Origin of the sequence: Pseudokineococcus marinus (assembly GCF_013004605.1) — a bacterium.
Taxonomy (GTDB): Bacteria; Actinomycetota; Actinomycetes; order Actinomycetales; family Quadrisphaeraceae; genus Pseudokineococcus; species Pseudokineococcus marinus.
Map to the genome: position 1 here is coordinate 1 of NZ_JABEMA010000492.1, position 1,491 is coordinate 1,491.

Below are 1,491 nucleotides of genomic sequence, written 5' to 3' on the forward strand. Positions count from 1 at the left end.
CGTGCCGCCCGCCGCCGGGGCGGTGAGGGCCTGCGGGCCCCCCGCGCTGGGCCGCTTGGCCGCCGGCTCGTCCCAGACGTCGGTGAGGGCGTCGCGGACGATCCGGCGGGGGTCGTACTGGCGCGGGTCGAGCTTCTTCCAGTCGATGTCGTCGAACTCCGGCCCCATCTCCTCCTTGAGGCTGTCGCGCGCGCCCTTGGCGTAGCGGACGCCGGAGCGGACGAGGTCGGCGAGCTGCTGGGAGTAGCGCGGCAGCCGCTCGGGCCCGACGACGACGAGGACGAGGACGAGGAGGACCAGCAGCTCGCCGCCGTTCGGGAAGGACACGCGGAGAGCCTACGCGCGGCCTCCCGCCCGCCCGTCGCCCCGACCGCCCGCCAGCCCGCGCGGCAGCGCCGGCGTCCGCTAGTCGCTCGGCTCGCTGCCGAGCACGACCGGGACCTCCACCGCGTCACGGCCCCGCTGGACGGTGAGGACGACCTCCTCGCCGGGCGTGCGCGCGCGGATCGCGACGATGAGCTCGTCCGGCGCCGTGACGAGCTGCTCGTCGATCGCCGTGATGACGTCGCCCGGCTCGACGCCCGCGGTGTCGGCGGGGCCCCCGGGGACGACGGGCTCGCCCACCGACGTCCGGCCCTGGGCCACGCGCACGCCGCGGCCCTCGTACGAGGAGTCGAGCGAGACGCCGATGACGGGGTAGGTCGCGACGCCGTCCTCGATGAGCTCCGTCGTCGTGCGGACCACCTGGTCGGCCGGGATCGCGAAGCCGAGGCCGATGGACCCGCCCGGCCCGCCGCCCGGCGACGCCGTCTGCGCGATGGCCGAGTTGACCCCGACGACGGCGCCGGTGAGGTCGACGAGGGGGCCGCCGGAGTTGCCCGGGTTGATGGCCGCGTCGGTCTGCACCGCGTTGATGAAGCCCTGCTCGTCCTGGCTGGACCCGGCCACGACGGGGCGGTTGAGGGCGCTGACGATCCCGCTCGTCACCGTGCTCGCGAGGCCCAGCGGAGCGCCGACGGCGACGACCGGGTCCCCCACGCGCACCTGCGCCGTGTCGGCGAAGGCGAGCGGCACGAGGCCGGTGCGGTCGATGCGCAGGACGGCCAGGTCGTAGTCCGACGTGCGGCCGACGACCTCGGCGGTCTCCCGCGTGCCGTCGGACAGGAGCACCCGGATGCGCCCGGAGGCCTCCACGGCCGGTGCGACGACGTGGTTGTTCGTCACCACGTACCCGTCCTCGGAGAGCACGAAGCCCGATCCGTTCCCCGTGCCCGCGCTCGAGGTGATCTCCACCGACACGGTGCTCGGCAGGACGGCCTCGGCGACCGCGGCCACCGAGCCGTCGGCCGCCTCGGCGGCCGTGCCCCCCGAGCGCTCGACGACGGAGACGGACGTGCCGCCGGGGCCCGCCAGGCGACCCCCGGCGAGACCGCCCAGCAGCCCGGCGAGCAGGCAGGCGGCCACGAGGACGAGCGCCCGCGGCGAGCGGCG

The 1,491-nt window shown here is 76.4% G+C and carries 2 protein-coding genes; both read right to left on the reverse strand.

The features are described 5' to 3' along the window. A partial coding sequence (locus HLB09_RS16925; RefSeq protein WP_171204458.1) for a Sec-independent protein translocase family protein occupies nt 1-327 on the reverse strand: 327 nt, incomplete at its 3' end. Between the two features lie 78 nt (nt 328-405). Beyond that, nucleotides 406-1,491, reverse strand: a 1,086-nt coding sequence (locus tag HLB09_RS16930) for a S1C family serine protease (RefSeq protein ID WP_171204459.1), incomplete at its 5' end; no start/stop codon positions are given.